This window comes from Pseudomonas sp. SDI (assembly GCF_003105155.1).
Taxonomy (GTDB): domain Bacteria; phylum Pseudomonadota; class Gammaproteobacteria; order Pseudomonadales; family Pseudomonadaceae; genus Aquipseudomonas.
Genome location: NZ_QETK01000005.1, coordinates 89,484 through 104,287, shown reverse-complemented (window position 1 = coordinate 104,287; position 14,804 = coordinate 89,484). Strand labels below are relative to the sequence as shown.

Annotated in this window: 15 protein-coding genes; 5 read left to right on the top strand and 10 right to left on the bottom strand. The window is 62.9% G+C overall.

Going from position 1 to position 14,804, the window contains the following annotated elements:
- Nucleotides 1–39: 39 nt before the first annotated feature.
- The 4 genes from DCO48_RS04755 to DCO48_RS04740 all read right to left on the bottom strand — a co-directional run bounded on the left by DCO48_RS04755 (nt 40) and on the right by DCO48_RS04740 (nt 4,200).
- On the bottom strand, nt 40–804 hold the full coding sequence (locus tag DCO48_RS04755; RefSeq protein ID WP_116549465.1) for an amino acid ABC transporter ATP-binding protein: 765 nt from the start codon (nt 802–804) through the stop codon (nt 40–42).
- Nucleotides 805–816: 12 nt separating this feature from the next.
- Entirely contained in the window at nt 817–1,914 is a 1,098-nt protein-coding gene (locus DCO48_RS04750; protein ID WP_116549464.1) for an amino acid ABC transporter permease, read from the bottom strand.
- A gap of 10 nt (nt 1,915–1,924) precedes the next feature.
- Nucleotides 1,925–3,103 (bottom strand): amino acid ABC transporter permease, encoded by a 1,179-nt coding sequence (locus DCO48_RS04745; protein ID WP_116549463.1) that lies wholly within the window; start codon nt 3,101–3,103, stop codon nt 1,925–1,927.
- 68 nt (nt 3,104–3,171) lie between these two features.
- Nucleotides 3,172–4,200, bottom strand: a complete 1,029-nt coding sequence (locus DCO48_RS04740; protein WP_116549462.1) for an amino acid ABC transporter substrate-binding protein — start codon at nt 4,198–4,200, stop codon at nt 3,172–3,174.
- Nucleotides 4,201–4,535: 335 nt separating this feature from the next.
- Between DCO48_RS04740 and DCO48_RS04735 the strand changes: the two genes are divergently transcribed.
- The 5 genes from DCO48_RS04735 (at nt 4,536) to DCO48_RS04715 (ending at nt 9,659) form a co-directional block, all read left to right on the top strand.
- Complete coding sequence (locus DCO48_RS04735; RefSeq protein WP_116549461.1) at nt 4,536–5,192, top strand: alpha/beta hydrolase; 657 nt, start codon at nt 4,536–4,538, stop codon at nt 5,190–5,192.
- 102 nt (nt 5,193–5,294) lie between these two features.
- Nucleotides 5,295–6,731, top strand: a complete 1,437-nt coding sequence (gene rhlB / locus DCO48_RS04730) for an ATP-dependent RNA helicase RhlB (protein WP_256583969.1) — start codon at nt 5,295–5,297, stop codon at nt 6,729–6,731.
- Nucleotides 6,732–6,857: 126 nt separating this feature from the next.
- Nucleotides 6,858–7,808, top strand: coding sequence for an ornithine cyclodeaminase family protein (locus tag DCO48_RS04725; protein WP_116549459.1), 951 nt, complete (start codon nt 6,858–6,860; stop codon nt 7,806–7,808).
- 18 nt (nt 7,809–7,826) lie between these two features.
- Nucleotides 7,827–8,957 carry an FAD-binding oxidoreductase gene (locus DCO48_RS04720; protein WP_116549458.1) on the top strand — a complete coding sequence of 377 codons (1,131 nt, stop codon included), beginning with the start codon at nt 7,827–7,829 and terminating at the stop codon, nt 8,955–8,957.
- A 75-nt stretch (nt 8,958–9,032) separates the two neighbouring features.
- The gene (locus DCO48_RS04715; protein WP_116549457.1) at nt 9,033–9,659 is read left to right on the top strand and encodes a transcriptional regulator; all 627 of its coding nucleotides are present in this window, start codon (nt 9,033–9,035) and stop codon (nt 9,657–9,659) included.
- Nucleotides 9,660–9,688: 29 nt separating this feature from the next.
- On the opposite strand, the gene DCO48_RS04710 is transcribed toward DCO48_RS04715, so the two are convergent.
- From DCO48_RS04710 to DCO48_RS04685, 6 genes are all read right to left on the bottom strand, one after another.
- Nucleotides 9,689–10,468, bottom strand: a complete 780-nt coding sequence (locus DCO48_RS04710) for an ABC transporter substrate-binding protein (protein WP_116549456.1) — start codon at nt 10,466–10,468, stop codon at nt 9,689–9,691.
- A gap of 162 nt (nt 10,469–10,630) precedes the next feature.
- The gene (moaE, locus tag DCO48_RS04705) at nt 10,631–11,077 is read right to left on the bottom strand and encodes a molybdopterin synthase catalytic subunit MoaE (RefSeq protein ID WP_116549455.1); all 447 of its coding nucleotides are present in this window, start codon (nt 11,075–11,077) and stop codon (nt 10,631–10,633) included.
- Nucleotide 11,078: 1 nt separating this feature from the next.
- Complete coding sequence (locus DCO48_RS04700) at nt 11,079–11,324, bottom strand: MoaD/ThiS family protein (RefSeq protein ID WP_116549454.1); 246 nt, start codon at nt 11,322–11,324, stop codon at nt 11,079–11,081.
- Complete coding sequence (gene moaC, locus DCO48_RS04695) at nt 11,321–11,794, bottom strand: cyclic pyranopterin monophosphate synthase MoaC (RefSeq protein WP_116549453.1); 474 nt, start codon at nt 11,792–11,794, stop codon at nt 11,321–11,323. The genes DCO48_RS04700 and moaC overlap by 4 nt, the downstream gene beginning before the upstream one ends.
- 98 nt (nt 11,795–11,892) lie before the next feature.
- Nucleotides 11,893–13,287 (bottom strand): PhoH family protein, encoded by a 1,395-nt coding sequence (locus DCO48_RS04690; RefSeq protein WP_116549452.1) that lies wholly within the window; start codon nt 13,285–13,287, stop codon nt 11,893–11,895.
- A gap of 330 nt (nt 13,288–13,617) precedes the next feature.
- Nucleotides 13,618–14,739 carry a polysaccharide deacetylase family protein gene (locus DCO48_RS04685; RefSeq protein ID WP_116549451.1) on the bottom strand — a complete coding sequence of 374 codons (1,122 nt, stop codon included), beginning with the start codon at nt 14,737–14,739 and terminating at the stop codon, nt 13,618–13,620.
- Nucleotides 14,740–14,804 lie beyond the last annotated feature (65 nt).

The following is a 14,804-nucleotide window of genomic DNA, read 5'->3' as shown; positions in this document are numbered from 1 at the left end:
CCGCATCGCGGGACGAGTCGTCCCGCGATGCTTTTTGCCTTAGTGCAGGATCTGACTCAGGAACAACTGGGTCCGCTCGTTCTGTGGCCGGTCGAAGAAGTCGTCCGGTGCCGCCTGCTCGACGATCTCGCCCTTGTCCATGAAGATCACGCGGTTCGCCACCGTCCGTGCAAAGCCCATCTCATGGGTTACGCAGAGCATGGTCATACCGTCTTCGGCCAGGCTCACCATGGTATCCAGCACTTCCTTGACCATCTCCGGGTCGAGCGCCGAGGTCGGTTCGTCGAACAGCATGATCTTCGGTTTCATGCACAATGCCCGGGCAATCGCCACGCGCTGCTGCTGCCCCCCCGACAACTGCCCAGGGAACTTGTGCGCCTGCTCCGGGATGCGCACGCGCTCCAGGTAATGCATGGCAATTTCCTCGGCCTTGCGCTTGGGCATCTTGCGCACCCACATCGGCGCCAGCGTGCAGTTCTGCAGGATGGTCAGGTGCGGGAACAGGTTGAAGTGCTGGAACACCATGCCCACTTCGCGGCGGATCGCCTCGATCTGCTTGAGGTCGTTGGTCAGTTCCACCCCATCCACCACGATGCGCCCCTGCTGATGCTCTTCCAGCCGGTTCAGGCAACGAATGGTGGTCGACTTGCCCGAGCCCGAAGGCCCGCACAGGACGATGCGCTCGCCCTGGCGCACATTCAGGTTGATGTCCTTGAGCACGTGGAACTGGCCGTACCACTTGTTCACGCCCTGCATCTGGATAATGCCTTCAGGGCCCACAGGCTGTTTGATCGCTTCACTCATCTCGAAAAACTCCTAACGCTTGTGGCCTGTGTCCAGCTTGCGCTCCAGGTGCATGGAGTAGCGGGACATACCGAAACAGAAAATCCAGAACACCAGGGCCGCGAACACATAGCCCTCGGTCGCCATACCAAGCCAGGCCGGGTCTGCCGCCGCCTGCTTGACGCTGTTGAGCAGGTCGAACAGGCCGATGATGATCACCAGGCTGGTGTCCTTGAACAGTGCAATGAAGGTGTTGACGATGCCGGGGATCACCAGCTTCAGGGCTTGCGGCAGAATCACCAGGCCCATCGCCCGCCAGTAGCCCAGGCCCATGGCCGCAGCGGCTTCGTACTGGCCCTTGGGAATCGCCTGCAAACCGCCACGCACCACCTCGGCGATGTACGCCGACTGGAACAGGATTACCCCGATCATCGCCCGCAGCAGCTTGTCGAAGCTCATGCCCTCGGGCAGGAACAACGGCAGCATCACCGACGACATGAACAGCACGGTGATCAACGGTACGCCGCGCCAGAACTCGATGAAGGTCACGCACACCACCTTCACCGCCGGCATTTTCGAGCGCCGGCCGAGCGCCAGCAGAATGCCCAGCGGCAAGGCGCCAACGATGCCCACGGTGGCAATCACCAGGGTCAGCATCAGCCCGCCCCACTGGCTGGTCGGCACCAGGGTCAGGCCCAGGCTATCGCCGTGCAGCAGGGTGTAGGCGAGGATCGGATAGGCCACCAGGAAGCACAGCCCGTATAGCGCCTTGCGCGGGAAACGCGCAATGAACAGCGGCGCCGCGCCGATCACCGCCAGCCACACGGTGAGGTCGACCCGCCAGCGCAGCTCGCTCGGGTAGTAGCCGTACATGAACTGGCCGAAGCGCTGCTGGATGAACACCCAGCAGGCGCCCTCCTTGGTGCAGTCGGCGCGGGTGCTGCCGACCCAGTTGGCATCGAAGATCGACCACTGCAGCAGTGGCGGCACGATCAGCCACACCAGGTAGATGGCAAACAGCGTCAACAGGGTGTTCAGCCAACTGGAGAACAGGTTGGCGCGCATCCAGGCGAGCACGCCGACGGTTTTCACCGGTGGCGGCATATCGGGTTTGAAAACATGGGAAGTCATGCGCGTCTCCTTACCGCTCGATCAGCGCAATGCGCTTGTTGTACCAGTTCATCAGCAGGGAAATGCTGATGCTGATCGCCAGATAGACGCTCATGGTGATGGCAATCACCTCGATGGCCTGGCCGGTCTGGTTGAGCACGGTGCCGGCAAACAGCGAGACCATTTCCGGGTAGCCGATACCGGCCGCCAGCGAAGAGTTCTTCGCCAGGTTCAGGTACTGGCTGGTCAGCGGCGGGATGATGACCCGCAGCGCCTGGGGAATGATCACCTTGCGCAGCGTCGGCCCTTCGCGCAGGCCCAGCGAGCGCGCCGCTTCGGTCTGCCCGTAGCTGACCGAACGGATCCCGGAACGAACGATCTCGGCGATGAACGCAGCCGTGTAGATGGTCAGTGCCAGGGTCAGCGCCAGCAGCTCGGGAATCAGTACCCAGCCACCGACGAAATTGAATCCTTTCAATTGCGGCATTTCCCAGCTCAGCGGGTTGCCGAACAGCAGCACGCTCAGCGCCGGAATCACCAGCAGCAGGCCCAGTCCGGCCCAGAACTTGTGGAAGGGCTGACCGCTGGCTTCGAAGCGGCGGTTGGCCCATTTCACCATCAGCGCGATGGCGACGACGGCCAGCACCAACGACATGGCGAACGGCCAGAAACCGTCGGCCATCGAGGCACCGGGCATGTTCAGGCCACGGTTGCTGATGAAGAAGGTGTCGCTAAGGTTGATACTGCCACGCGGTCCCGGCAGGGTCAGGAACACCGCGAAGTACCAGAACAGGATCTGCAGCAGCGGCGGGATGTTACGGAAGGTCTCGACATACACCGTGGCCAGCTTGTTGATCATCCAGTTCGGTGACAGTCGCGCCACACCGATGATGAACCCCAGCAGGGTCGCCAGCACGATACCGATGAAGGTCACCAGCAAGGTGTTGAGCAAACCGATGACGAACACCCGGGCATAGCTGTCCTGCTCGGTGTAGGGAATCAGGTGCTGGGCGATGCCGAAGCCGGCACTGCGTTCGAGGAAGTCGAAGCCGGAGGTGATACCCCGGTGTTGCAGGTTGGTCTGGGTGTTGTGGAACAGGTACCAGCCCAGGCCGACCACCACGACGATGGTGAGGATCTGGAACAGCCACGCACGCACACGTGGATCGCTCAGGGATAAGCCCTTGGGTGCACCGATTTGATTTTGCATGTAATGCCCCGAAAAAGAGGAACGTTACGACGCGGGGCAGCCCCAAGGCTGCCCCGCGCCGTTACCCATCAGCGCACAGGTGGCGCGTACTGGATGCCACCGTTGTTCCACAGGGCGTTCAGGCCGCGGTCGATCTGCAGCGGGGTTTCCTTGCCCAGGTTCTTCTCGAACACTTCGCCGTAGTTACCAACTTGCTTGACGATCTGCACCACCCAGTCCTTCGGCAGTTTCAGGTCCTTGCCGTATTCGCCGTCGGCGCCGAGCATGCGAGCCACGTCGGGGTTCTTGGTGGACTTGGCTTCGGCCTCGACGTTTTTCGAAGTAACGCCCATTTCTTCGGCGTTGAGCATGGCGAACAGGGTCCACTTGACGATGCTGAACCACTCTTCGTCGCCCTTGCGCACGACCGGGCCCAGCGGCTCCTTGGAAATGGTTTCCGGGAGTACCTGGTAGTCGGCCGGTGCAGCCAGTTTGGAGCGCTGTGCGTAGAGCTGCGACTTGTCCGAGGTGAGCACGTCGCAACGGCCCGATTCCAGGGATTTGGCGCTTTCGTCGGAGGTGTCGAAGGTGATCGGGGTGTACTTCAGGCCGTTGGCGCGGAAGTAGTCGGAGACGTTCAGTTCGGTGGTGGTACCGGCCTGGATGCAGATGGTTGCACCGTCCAGCTCCTTGGCGCTGGAAACACCGAGCTTCTTGTTCACCAGGAAGCCGATGCCGTCATAGTAGGTGACGCCGGCGAACACCAGGCCCATGCCGGCATCGCGCGAGCTGGTCCAGGTGGTGTTACGCGACAGCACATCGACTTCGCCCGACTGCAGTGCGGTAAAGCGCTCCTTGGCGTTGAGCTGGCTGAACTTGACCTTCTTCGCGTCGCCGAACACTGCGGCGGCAACGGCGCGGCAGACGTCGGCGTCGATCCCGACGATAGTGCCCTTGGCGTCCGGCACCGAGAAGCCCGGCAAGCCGTCACTCACCCCGCACTGGACAAAACCTTTTTTCTGCACCGCATCGAGGGTGGCACCCGCCTGCGCGAAACTGCTGATGCCCAATGCAGCGGCTGCCGTCATGACTGCCAGGGTGGATTTCAACATCTTCATTCAAACCTCCAGTTTTGCTCTTGTTGTATGAGCCGGAATTGCACCGCACCCTTATGAGGCGCATCCGACCCGTGTTGGCTTGTTTTTGGGTCAATTGGCGCAATGCGCTGTTCTGTGACAGCCTTGGTACCGCGATCAAAGGTGTTACCGTCTCGAACGCCTAACCTCGCGTAGTAAAGTCCATAGCAAAGCGCGTACCACACTGAGCGGCTAAAGCGATTCAGTGCTCGTCAATAGGGAAACTTGCAGCGTTGCGACAGCTTTTTCCCGGATCGAACCGACGCGCCTTTTTTTCATGCACTCAATAAGAGCGCGCGCACCCCTTCGGAGCAGTCATGACCAACCCTTTGATTCTTGAACCCCAGAAACCCGCCGATGCGTGTGTGATCTGGTTGCACGGCCTGGGTGCCGATCGCTACGACTTCATGCCGGTTGCCGAGGCCTTGCAGGAAGTTTTGCTGAGCACGCGTTTCGTCATGCCACAGGCGCCGACCCGCGCTGTTACCATCAACGGCGGTTACGCGATGCCGAGCTGGTACGACATCAAGGCGATGAGCCCGGCCCGCGCCATCGACGAAAGCCAGCTGGAAGACTCCGCCGCTGAAGTGATCCGGCTGATCAAGGAACAGCAGGCCAAGGGCATCAACCTGTCGCGGATCATCCTTGCCGGCTTCTCCCAGGGTGGCGCAGTGGTGCTGCACACGGCCTATATAAAGTGGCAGGAAGCACTGGGCGGGGTGATGGCCCTGTCGACCTATGCGCCGACCTTCGCCGACAGCACCGAACTCAACGCCAGCCAGCAGCGCACCCCGGCACTGTGCCTGCACGGCGTCTATGACCCGGTGGTGGTACCGGCCATGGGCCGCACCGCGTTCGAGTACCTGAAGCAATGGGGCGTGAGCGCTACCTGGCAGGAATATTCGATGGAACATGCGGTGTTGCCGGAAGAAATCCAGGATATCGCCACCTGGCTGATCGAACGCCTGCGCTGAAAGACCGCTCGGTTGTAGTTGTCGGTGCAATCCACTACGCCGCGCCCGATTCTTGCATTACACTGCCCGGCGTACATTCCTTAACCAATTGATGAGATGACCGTGCTCAAAGCACTCAAGAAGATGTTCGGCAAAGACGAGGTTGAGCAACTCGCCGCCGAAAGCGTTGCTCCTGTGCAGCAACCGCCGGCTCCGGCCGCCGCCCCTACGCCAACGGCCCCGCTCGAGGTCGAGGTTGCTCCCGCCGCCAAGCCTGCGCGCGCCGAAAAACCGGCCGAGCTCAAGCCGCGCCGCGAGCGCAAGCCGAAACCCCAGGCGTCGACCTGGAAACTGGAAGATTTCGCGGTCGAACCGCAGGAAGGCAAGACCCGCTTCCACGACTTCAAGCTGTCGCCCGAGCTGATGCACGCCATTCATGACCTCGGTTTCCCGTACTGCACGCCGATCCAGGCGCAGGTGCTCGGTCATACCCTGCGTGGCAAAGACGCGATTGGCCGTGCCCAGACCGGCACCGGCAAGACCGCCGCCTTCCTCATTTCGATCATCACCCAGTTGCAGCAGACCCCACCGCCGAAAGAGCGCTACATGGGCGAGCCACGGGCGCTGATCATTGCCCCGACCCGCGAACTGGTGGTACAGATCGCCAAGGATGCCGCGGCGCTAACCAAGTACAGTGGCCTGAACGTGATGACGTTCGTCGGCGGCATGGACTTCGACAAACAGCTCAAGGCATTGGAAGCGCGCTTCTGCGACATTCTGGTCGCCACGCCGGGCCGACTGCTGGACTTCAACCAGCGCGGCGAGGCGCACCTGGACATGGTCGAGGTGCTGGTGCTCGATGAAGCCGACCGCATGCTCGACATGGGCTTTATCCCACAGGTACGGCAGATCATTCGTCAGACCCCACCCAAGAGCGAGCGGCAGACGCTGCTGTTCTCTGCGACGTTCACCGAAGACGTGATGAACCTGGCCAAGCAGTGGACCACCGACCCGGCCATCGTCGAGATCGAGCCGGAGAACGTGGCCAGCGAAACGGTCGAGCAGCATGTGTACGCGGTAGCCGGTAGCGACAAATACAAGTTGCTGTACAACCTGGTGACCGAGAACAAGTGGCAGCGGGTGATTGTCTTTGCCAACCGCAAGGACGAAGTGCGGCGCATCGAAGAGCGCCTGGTACGCGATGGCGTAAATGCGGCGCAGCTGTCCGGCGACGTGCCGCAGCACAAGCGCATCAAGACCCTGGAGAGTTTCCGCGAGGGGCGCATTACCGTGCTGGTAGCGACCGACGTGGCCGGGCGCGGGATTCACATCAATGGCATCAGCCATGTGATCAACTTCACCCTGCCGGAAGACCCGGACGACTACGTGCACCGGATTGGCCGTACCGGCCGGGCGGGCACCAGCGGTGTGTCGATCAGCTTTGCCGGCGAGGACGACTCCTACCAGTTGCCGGCGATCGAAACGCTGCTGGGGCGCAAGATCAGCTGCGAGATGCCGCCGACCGAACTGTTGAAGCCGGTACCGCGCAAGCATCACTGATTTGCTGTAGGCCTCACTAAAGCATCGCGGGCTCGTCCCGCGATGCTTTTTGCTTTTCATCTCCTGCATATTGCCCAAATAAACTAAAAGTCCATAATAGACAAAATAGTTTATCTGGAGCCTCGCATGTCCACGCCCGTGATTCTTGATCAACAACATGCCCGCCACCTGCTCGCCCAGGTGGACGTCCCGCAGATCCTACGCAAATTGTTCCGCGACCTTGCCGCCGGTCAGGCCGTGCAGCCGCCGCAGCAACTGGTCGAGTTCCCGGCTGGCGCTGGCGACTTCATCAATTACGGTGGCGTACTGGCCGAAGACCGCGTCTATGGCGTGAAAACCTCGCCCTACATCGTCCGCGACGACGGCCCGCTGGTCACCGCCTGGACCCTGCTGATGTCGATGGACAGCGGCCACCCCCTGCTGCTCTGCGATGCTGGCGAACTGACCACTGCGCGCACCGCCGCCACTACTGCGGTCGCCGTCGATGCCCTCGCGCCGACCACCGCCGAACGCCTGACCATCATCGGCAGCGGCCCGATTGCCCTGGCCCACCTGCATTACGCCCGCGAACTGCGCCAGTGGCTGGACATCCGCCTGTACTCGCCAGGCCTGGCCAATAAATCGCCGGCACAACGCGCCGTACTGACCGACCTCGACCCACGCCTGAGCCTGGCCGACAGCCTTGAGACGGCCCTGGAAGACGCCGACGTGATCCTGCTCTGCACCTCGTCGGCCACCCCGGTAATCGACCCGGCCCAACTGAGCAAGCCGGCCCTGATCACCTCGATCAGCACCAACGCCGTGCGCGCCCACGAAGTGCCGCCGCAGTGCCTGGCGCAGATGGATGTGTACTGCGACTACCGCGTTACCACGCCAGGCTCGGCCGGGGAAATGCGCCTGGCGGCCGAACAGCACGGCTGGCACGCAGACGCCATCGTCGGCGACCTGGCCCAAGTGCTCAGTGCCCAGGCGCCACGCCCGGACTACCAGCGCCATGCGTTCTTCCGCTCGATCGGCCTGGGCCTGGAAGACATCGCCCTGGCCAATGCCCTCTATCGCCTGCACCGCGCCAGCTGACGCCCTTCGGAGACTGACATGCAACAGGCTGACTTCATCATCATCGGCGCCGGAATTGCCGGTGCCTCTAGCGGTTTCTGGCTGGCCGCGCACGGCCGGGTGCTGGTACTCGAACGCGAAGCGCAACCCGGCTATCACTCCACTGGCCGCTCGGCAGCGCTGTACACCGCCGCCTACGGCACGCCACAAGTGCGCGCGCTGACCCTGGCCAGCCGCGCCTTCTTCGACGCGCCGCCGGCCGGTTTCGCCGAGCACCCGCTGCTGACCCCACGCGGCGAAATGACCGTCGACCTCACGGGCGACCCGGACGAACTGCAGCGCCAGTACCTCAGCGCCAAAGCCTGTGTGCCGCAGGTCGAGCTGCTCAGCGCCGAGCAGGCCTGCGCGCGCGTGCCGGTGCTGCGCCAGGACAAGGTTCACGGTGCGCTGTACGACCCGAGCGCCAGCGACATCGATACCGACGCCCTGCACCAGGGCTACCTGCGCGGGATCCGCCGCCAGGGCGGCGAGGTCCACAGCGACTGCGAGGTCCAGCGCATCGAGCGCGATGCGGCGGGTCTCTGGCACGTGCACACCGCGCGCGGCAGCTTCAGCGCGCCGGTGCTGATCAACGCCGCCGGCGCCTGGGCCGACCAGATCGGCGTGCTGGCCGGCGCCCAGCCACTGGGCCTGCAACCGAAGCGGCGCGCCGCGTTCATCTTCCCGGCGCCGGAAGGCATCGACAGCCACGCCTGGCCGATGCTGGTCAGCCTCGACGAGTCGTTCTACCTGAAGCCCGATGCCGGCGCCCTGCTCGGCTCACCCGCCAACGCCGACCCGGTCGAGCCGCACGACGTGCAGGCCGAAGAACTGGACATCGCCATGGGCATCTACCAGATCGAGGAAGCCACCACCCTGAGCATCCGCCGCCCGACGCGGACCTGGGCCGGCCTGCGCAGCTTCGTCGCCGACGGCGACCTGGTCGCCGGCTTCGACCCGCAGGTAGCTGGCCTGTTCTGGGTGGCGGCGCAAGGCGGCTATGGCATCCAGACCTCGCCAGCCATGGGCCAGGCCAGTGCTGCGCTGGTACGCGGCGAGCCGCTGCCCGCAGCGCTGCTGCCGTTCGGCCTGAGCGCCGCCATGCTCTCGCCGTCACGCCTGCAAGGGTGACGCGCCGGCCGCTTTGCGGCACACTCGCAGCGCCCTTCGTGCAAGGGCGCTGACCCCGCCTGGAGCCTGTCCCGAATGTCGACCCCCCGCCCCGACGCTGCCCTGGAAAACTACCGGGCCATCGCCGATGCCATCGCCACGCTGTTCTTCCCCCACGCCGAAGTGGTGCTGCACGACCTGCGCAGCCAGAAGATCGACTACATCGCCAACAACCTGTCGAAACGGCAGATCGGCGACGATGCGGCCCTGGAGGACATGTTCGCGGAAGGCACCGACGAGACCAACATCGGCCCGTACGAAAAGCTGAACTGGGACGGGCAAAAGATCCGCTCGCTGAGTACAGTACTGCGCGACACCGGCGGCAAGCCGCTGGCAGTGCTGTGCATCAACCTGAACATCAGCCTGTTCGAGAACGCCAAGGCGGCGCTCGACCTGTTCCTGTCGCCGAGCAAACTGATCCCGCAGCCCGACACGCTGTTCCGCGACGACTGGCAGGAGCGCATCAACACCTTCCTCAACAGCTGGCTGCGTCAGCGCCAGCTGAGCCTCGGCGTGCTCAGCCGCGAGCACAAGCGCGAGCTGGTGCTGGCCCTGCATGCCGAAGGGGCGTTCCGGGGGAAAAGTGCGGCCAACTATGTCGCCAATGTGCTGAACATGGGCCGGGCGACGGTGTACAAGCACCTGAAGGAGATCAAGGCCTGAGCACGCCCAGGCCTTGCGTGTGGGGTTGATCAGTCGCCGTAGATGTCGGACTTGAAGTACTTGGCCTGGATCTTCTGGTATTCGCCGTTGGCGCGAATCGCGTCGATGGCCTGGTTCAGTTCGCCCACCAGTTGGCTGTTGCCCTTGCGCACCGCAATACCGGCACCTTCGCCGACGTACTGCGGGTCTTTCAGCTCGGGGCCGACAAAGGCGTAACCGGCGCCTTTAGGCGTTTCCAGGAAGCCCTGCTCCAGCGGAATGGTATCGGCGAACACGCCATCGAGGCGGCCGGCGACCAGGTCCATGAAGATTTCTTCGTTACTGGTGTAGCGCACCACTTCCACGCCTTTTGGCACCAGCACGGCGGTGACGTAGCGGTCGGTGGTGGTGGCACGTTGGACGCCAATGCGCTTGCCCTTGAGGGCGGCGTACTGGTCGTCGACCTGGGTGCCTTGCTTCATCGCCAGACGAGCAGAGGTGAAGTAGTACTTGTGGGTGAAATCCACCGAGCGCTTGCGCTCTTCGGTGATGGTGATCGAGGACAGCGCAGCGTCGATCTTGTTGACCTTCAGCGACGGAATCAGGCCGTCGTATTCCTGCTCGGTCCACTGGCATTTGACCTGCATCTGCGCGCAGAGGGCATTGCCGATGTCGTAGTCGAAACCGCTGATGGTGCCTTCCGGCGTCTTGAAGGCGAACGGCGGGTAGGCCGCCTCGATGCCGATGCGCAGGGTTTTCTCGGCGGCGAACAGCGAGCTGCTGGCCAACAGGCTCAGGGCCAGGCCGGCGATCAGGGAAGGCGTTTTCATGGTGGTCTCTCTCGCTCGTTAGATGAGGTGTGTTGCAAGACAGAGAAAGGGACAGGCGCAAGGCCGCCTGGAATTATTTTGTACTTATAATTCCATACTGGACTTTTTTGTATGAAAACTCAACCTATGTGAAACCGCCGAGGGCCTCGTCCCGCGATGCTTTTACCAGCGCCCCGCCGCGTCGTGGTCGCTCTGCCGCCCTTCCACCCAGCGCGGCCCCTCGCTGGTGTTCTCTTTTTTCCAGAACGGCGCGCGGGTTTTCAGGTAGTCCATGACGAAATCACAGGCCTCGAACGCCGCCTGACGATGCGCACTGGCCACCCCGACAAACACGATCGGCTCCCCCGGTGCCAGCGCGCCCACCCGGTGCAACACCTCCAGGCGCAACAACGGCCAGCGTTGCTCGGCCTCGGCGACGATCTTACCCAGGGCCTTTTCGGTCATCCCCGGGTAGTGCTCAAGAAACATCCCGGCGACATCGCGGCCGTCGTTGAAATCGCGCACATAGCCGACAAAACCGACCACCGCACCAATTCCGACATTCGCCGCATGCAGGGCATTGAGCTCCGCCCCCGGATCGAACGCCTGCGCCTGTACCCGGATCGTCATCTCAGCCTCCGGTCACGGTGGGAAAGAAAGCCACTTCGTCGCCATCGGCCAGCGGTTCGCCGAGGGCGCAGAGTTCCTGGTTACGCGCACACATGATGTTCTGTTCGGCCAGCACCGCCCAGGCGCCCTCGCGCTGCATCAGGTGCTCACGCAGCGCGCCAATGCTGGCGAACTCGCCGGTCAGCGTCTCGCTGTCCACACCGAGGGTTTCACGGTAGCGGGCAAAGTATTGGACGTTGAGTTTCATGCGTCCTCCGCCAGGTAATGGCCGCTCTTGCCGCCGAGTTTCTCCAGCAGGCGCACACCGTCGATGGTCATGCCACGGTCGACGGCCTTGCACATGTCATAGAGGGTCAGCGCGGCAACGCTGGCGGCGGTCAGGGCTTCCATTTCTACACCGGTCTGCCCGGCCAGCTTGCAGCGGGCGACGATGTGCACGGTGTCGCTGCCTTCGGCGCTCAGCTCGACCTTGACGCTGGTGAGCATCAACGGGTGGCACAGGGGAATCAGGTCGCTGGTTTTCTTCGCCGCCTGGATACCGGCAATCCGCGCCACGGCGAACACATCGCCCTTGGGATGCTCGCCGTCGACGATCATCTGCAAGGTGTGCGGGAGCATGCGCACCCGCGCTTCGGCAACGGCCTCGCGGGCAGTCACGGCTTTTTCGGTGACGTCGACCATAGTGGCCCGACCTTGGGAATCGAGATGAGTCAGCACGGCATTACTCCTGATCAGGAGTGCCGATTGTAAACCTGGCGGTCAGTTTTTAGCACTTTAAAAGCAATCGCGGGACAAGCCCGCGATGCTGTTTGCTGCTACAGATGCGACTCGGCATACTCGGCCAGCACCGAGCGTGGGACCCCTTGCAGGGTGATGTGCACGCCGTTCGGGAAGTCCTTGAAGCGCTCGGTCAGGTAGGTGAGCCCCGAACTGGTGGCCGACAGGTACGGGGTGTCGATCTGCGCCAGGTTACCCAGGCAGATCACCTTCGAGCCGGTACCGGCACGGGTGATGATGGTTTTCATCTGGTGCGGCGTCAGGTTCTGGCATTCGTCGATCAGGATCAGGCTTTGCTGGAAACTGCGCCCGCGAATGTAGTTCAGCGATTTGAACTGCAGCGGCACCCGCTCAAGGATGTAGTCGACGCTGCCGTGGGTGTTTTCGTCATCCATGTGCAAGGCTTCGAGGTTGTCGGTAATAGCACCGAGCCATGGCTCCATTTTTTCCGCTTCGGTACCCGGCAGGAAGCCGATCTCCTGGTCCAGCCCCTGCACGCTGCGGGTGGCGATGATGCGCCGGTAGCGCTTGCTGACCATGGTCTGCTCGATTGCCGCCGCCAGGGCCAGGATGGTTTTACCGGACCCGGCAGCACCGGTCAGGTTGACCAGGTGAATGTCCGGGTCGAGCAGCGCGAACAGTGCCAGCCCCTGATGGATGTCGCGCGGTTTCAGGCCCCAGGCTTCCTGGTGCAGCAGCGGCTCCTGGTGCAGGTCGAGCAACAGCAGCTCGCTGTCGCGAATGCCCTTGATCCAGCCGACGAAACCCTGCTCGTCGATGATGAACTCGTTGATGTGCACCGCCGGCAGGTTGTCGATCAGTTGCACGCGGTGCCAGGTCCGCCCGCGCTCCTGACGGGTCTCGACCTTGGCCACGCGGTCCCAGAACGAACCGCTGACGCTGTGATAGCCCTTGGACAGCAACGACACGTCGTCGACCAGTTGGTCGGTGCTGTAGTCCTCGGCCGCGATCCCACAGGCGCGGGCCTTGAGGCGCATGTTGATGTCTTTGGTCACCAGCACCACGTCCATGTCCTTGCGCCGAGCGCGCAGTTCCAGGAGCTGGTTGATGATGATGTTGTCGTTCAGGTGCTCGGGCAGCAGCCGGTTCGGCTCGGTGCGCGGGGTCATGAGGATCGACAGGAAACCCTTGGGCCCGCTCTTGCCACGCTGGATCGGCACGCCCAGTTCAACGTCGGAAGGCGAGGCATCGCCGAGGGTCTGGTCGATCAGCCGGATGGCCTGGCGGCATTCGGCGGCAACGGTGTGTTTGCCGGTCTTGAGTTTGTCGAGCTCCTCCAGCACCGTCATCGGGATCGCGACATGGTGCTCCTCGAAGTTCAGTAACGCGTTCGGATCGTGAATCAGAACATTGGTATCGAGCACATAAAGGATTGGCTGGTTGGAAGAAGTGGTACGTCCTTGATCATCCATACTCGGTCACCTTTGTGGGAGCCAGACGACGCAATACCCAAGCGGTGCTGCGCCGCGAAGTGGCCGCCGGTCTCCCCAGGCCCGCGTCGTTACGGGGAGGGAGCTGCGCACAAAAGTGGCCTCAAGGACGCCACCTGTGTAGCAGGGTTCGGCGGTCTGTCTTCGTGATACCGCAAAACCCATGACTATAGAAAGCGTTTTTACGCATTCTTTGATTTTATTTTTCCGTTTGACGCCTGGCCCTTGGCGGCACGCTAAAGCACCGTTAAAGTCATAAATTAGGTTGTGCTGTAACCGATAAGTACAGCGCCCTTCCTCGCAGCCACCCGCCTAGTGCCGCATGCCGGCATAACCTTGGCAATCCTCCCAACCGATCCCGCTCTGCGCCGTGTGCTGCAGCAGCCAGGCCACTGCCGCCTGGGCCTTGGGCTGGTTGTCGTGGAACTGGATCACCCCGCGCCGCCACAGCAGCATCAGGCTCAGCACGCGCTGCGCCGACTGCTCGGCGCTCAGCCCACTCTGATCCTGGGCGTCGATGTCCCATAGCGATACCTGAAGCTGCTGACTGGCGAAGAAGCGCTGGCTGTCGGCGCGCCGTTGGCCATACGGAGGCCGGAACAACGGCACGTACTGCTCGGGCAGGTCGCCCCGGACCCGGGCGACGCTGCGCAGTACCGAGTCTTGCCAGTCTTTCCAATGGGCATGGGAACGGAACTCCCAGCCCTGCACCCCCACGCACTGGCCCTGGTAGAGCGCGCGCAGGTCACTGAGCGACGTGCTTTCGCGGCGGGCCTGGACGGCAGTGCCAAGCACGAAGAAGGTGGCGCCGAGTTTCTGCCGCCGCAGGTAGTCGGCCAGCGCGGCGGTGGCAGGCCCCGGACCGCCTTCGAAGGTGAGCAGGAACAGGCGGTCGTTGAGTTCGTCGCCATTGCGCTCCTGCTCGGAGAACAGTACGACTTCGCTGCTGGTTTGCGGGAACAGCGCGGCTTTGCGCAACTGCTCGTCGAGGTAGCGCTGATGGAACAGCCGCGCAGGCTCGACCCAACCGGCATAGAAGGAATCGGCTGCCACGTCGAACTTGGCCGCCTGCTGGCGCAGATCGCCGAGGTGCTCGATCACATAGCAGAACGAGGCGTCCTGCTCGCAGCTTTTTTGCGCCCGCTCGTAGTTGCGCCAGAGCTGCTGCCACAGGCGCTCGCGCAACTGGTTCACCGCCAGCAGGTTGATCTGGCGCAGCTTCAGACGCTTGGCCAGCGCCGCTTCGTCGAGCGCTTCGCTGTCGTGCAGCACCCGGGCAAAACCGAGGATCTCGGCCCGCGAGGCCACATCGAACAAGGTCGGCGTGTCGAGCTGCTCGGGCCAGTTGCCCCGGTCGAACGTCGCCACCTCCTGTGGCGCTGCCTGCACAGCAACGCTCAACAGACCTGTCAGCAAAAGAAAAGCTAATCGCACAGGCACACACTCCATTCTGGTCGCCGCGAACTATAGCGCCATGTGTCGAGAGGGTCGCGGCTATC